The organism is Pseudomonas sp. B2021, from assembly GCF_018135665.1.
In the GTDB taxonomy this organism is placed as follows: domain Bacteria; phylum Pseudomonadota; class Gammaproteobacteria; order Pseudomonadales; family Pseudomonadaceae; genus Aquipseudomonas; species Aquipseudomonas lactis.
Genome location: NZ_SMOF01000014.1, coordinates 1 through 2,862 on the forward strand (window position 1 = coordinate 1; position 2,862 = coordinate 2,862).

A 2,862-nucleotide genomic window follows, 5' to 3' on the forward strand; every position below is an offset into this window, starting at 1 on the left:
CAAGATCAAGAGCGGCTCGCTTCGCATCGTGGTTACCGTCTGCTGCTACAGCCCAGAAAGTTGTGTAGACACCTATGCTGCGATAGCGGTGGTTCAGTTAAAAATTCATTGGCTGACACTCCGCATTCGCGGGCAAGCCCGCTCCCACAGGGGTCTGTGAAATAAATAAAAAATAATTGCCAGCAGAGGTGAGGTAAATCGCCGGCCCATCCGTGTAGTGCATGAAACTGCGATCAATTCGCATTAACAGCGTTTTCTACACGGGTGCTCACAGCATGAAATCGACGGCGGGCGGTTGGGTCAAACAGTGGCTGGGAGCCTCGGTATTCACGGTGTCGGGGCTGGTCTTATTGCCCCTGGCCATGGCGCAGGCGCAGGAGCAGCAAAGTGCCCAGTTCAATTTTGCCCTGGCGGCCAAGCCGTTGCCCCAGGCGTTGAGCGATTTCAGCCGGGTTACCGGGATCAGTGTGATCTACACCGATGAAGCGCCCTACGGCATCAACGCCCCGGCGGTCAGCGGGCAGATGAGCGCGACCCAGGCCCTGCAACGTCTGCTGGGCCGTTCCGGCTTCACCTTTCGCCAGATCGACGCCCGTACCCTGGCGCTGGAACCGGTGCCCACCGATGGCGCGGTCAACCTGGGCGCTACCACTATCAGCGGCATCGACCCCACCCAAGCCAGCACCAGCTACCAGCCACCGCCCACCAGTTCGGTGATGCGCTCCCATGGCCTGCTGCTGGAAACCCCGCAAACCGTAAATGTGGTGCCCGCCCAAGTATTGCGCGATCAACAGCCGCGTAACCTGGATGACGCCCTGGGCAATATCAGTGGTATTACCCAGTCCAACACCCTCGGCAGCACCCAGGACGCGGTGATGCTGCGTGGCTTTGGCGACAACCGTAATGGCTCGATCATGAAGGACGGCATGCCCGTGGTGCAGGGCCGGGCGTTGAACGCCACCGCTGATCGCGTCGAAGTGCTCAAGGGGCCGTCGTCGCTGTTGTACGGCATCCAGGACCCGGGTGGCGTGGTCAATATCGTCAGCAAAAAGCCCGAACTGGTGCAGTCCACGGCCCTGACCGCGCGCGGTTCAACCTTCGGCAGCGGCAAGAACGGCAGCGGCGGCAACCTCGACACCACCGGCCCCCTCGGTGACAGCGGCCTGGCCTATCGCCTGATCGTTGACCATGAAGACGAAGACTACTGGCGCAACTACGGTACCCACCGCGAGACGCTGGTGGCGCCGTCCCTGGCCTGGTACGGCGATACCACCCAGGTGGTTGTCGCCTATGAACACCGCGAGTTTCTCTCTCCCTTTGACCGTGGCACTGCCATCGACCCCAAGACCCGCCACCCGCTGAATATCCCCGCGACCCGCCGCCTGGATGAGCCGTTCAACAATATGGAAGGGCGCTCCGACCTGTATCGCCTGACCGTCGACCACGACCTGAATGACGACTGGAAAGCCCACTTCGGCTACAGCTGGAACCGCGAAACCTACGACGCCAGCCAGGTGCGGGTGGTCAAGGTCAACCCCAACGGCACCCTGACCCGCAGCATGGATGGCACCCAGGGCGCGCTGACCACCGACCGTTTCGCAACCGCGAGCCTGGAAGGCAAAGTCGCGGTGGCCGGTATGCAACACGACCTGGTGTTCGGCCTGGACGACGAGTACCGCAAGATCTACCGCGCCGACCTGATCCGCCAGGCTCCGCGCGGTGTCTTCAATTACAACAACCCGGTGTACGGCAACGAAGTGGCGGGCTCCAACGTCAGCGCGCCGGACAGCAACCAGACGGACCTGCTGCGCAGCGACTCGCTGTTCTTCCAGGATGCGATTCATCTCAACGACCAGTGGATTCTGGTCGGTGGGGCGCGCTATCAAATGTACGATCAATACGCCGGCAAAGGCGTGCCGTTCACCGCCAACACCGATGGCAATGGCCAAAAATGGGTGCCTCGGGCCGGGCTGGTGTACCGCTACACCGATGAACTGTCGTTCTACGGCAGCTACACCGAGTCGTTCAAGCCCAACTCCACCATTGCGCCACTGGCCAACAAAACCGTGCTGGATGGCAGCCTCGACCCTGAAGAATCCAAGGCCTGGGAGCTGGGCACCAAGTTCGACCTGCCGGGGCGTATCACCGCCAGTGCGGCGTTGTTCAACATCGACAAACGCAACGTGCTGGTCCAGGTGGGCGAGGGGCTAACCTCGGTCTACAGCGTGGCGGGCAAGGTGCGCTCCCGTGGCCTGGAGCTGGATGCCAGCGGCCAGTTGACCGACAAGTGGAGCCTGATCGGCAGCTATGCCTACACCGATGCCGAGGTCACCGACGACCCGACGCTCAAAGGCAAGCGCCTGCAGAACGTGGCGAAAAACACCGGCTCGCTGTCGGCTGTGTATGACTTCGGCACTCTTCTGGGGGGCGATCAACTGCGGGTCGGCGCCGGTGCGCGCTATGTGGGCGAGCGCGCTGGGGATGCGGCCAACAGCTTTGAACTGCCGAGCTATACCGTGGCGGATGTATTTGCCAGCTACGACACGCAACTTGATGGGCAGAAGGTCAAGTTTCAGCTCAATGTGAAGAACCTGTTCGACCGCACCTATTACACCTCTTCGGTGAATACGCAGTTCGTGTCTATTGGTGATGCGCGGCAGGTGTCGGTTTCAAGCACGTTGACCTTCTGATTCCGGGTTGCTGGCATTCTTCTGTGGGCTGGCTTGCCTGCGATGGCCATAGGTTTCTACACATCTTTGGTGTGACGCTGGACCTGTGGCGAGGGAGCTTGCTCCCGTGACGGACTGACAGCCGACGCTGATCTAACTGACACACCACGATCCAAATGTGGGAGCTGGCTTG

At 61.1% G+C, this 2,862-nt stretch carries 1 protein-coding gene; it reads left to right on the forward strand.

The window, feature by feature from the left end:
• Nucleotides 1–275: 275 nt before the first annotated feature.
• Nucleotides 276–2,690 carry a TonB-dependent receptor gene (locus E1K68_RS27405; protein WP_003188790.1) on the forward strand — a complete coding sequence of 805 codons (2,415 nt, stop codon included), beginning with the start codon at nucleotides 276–278 and terminating at the stop codon, nucleotides 2,688–2,690.
• The last annotated feature ends 172 nt before the right edge of the window (nucleotides 2,691–2,862 follow it).

Coding starts and splice junctions, on each gene's coding strand:
- E1K68_RS27405 (WP_003188790.1), top strand. CDS start 276: ATGAAATCGACGGCGGGCGGTTGGGTCAAACAGTGGCTGGGAGCCTCG.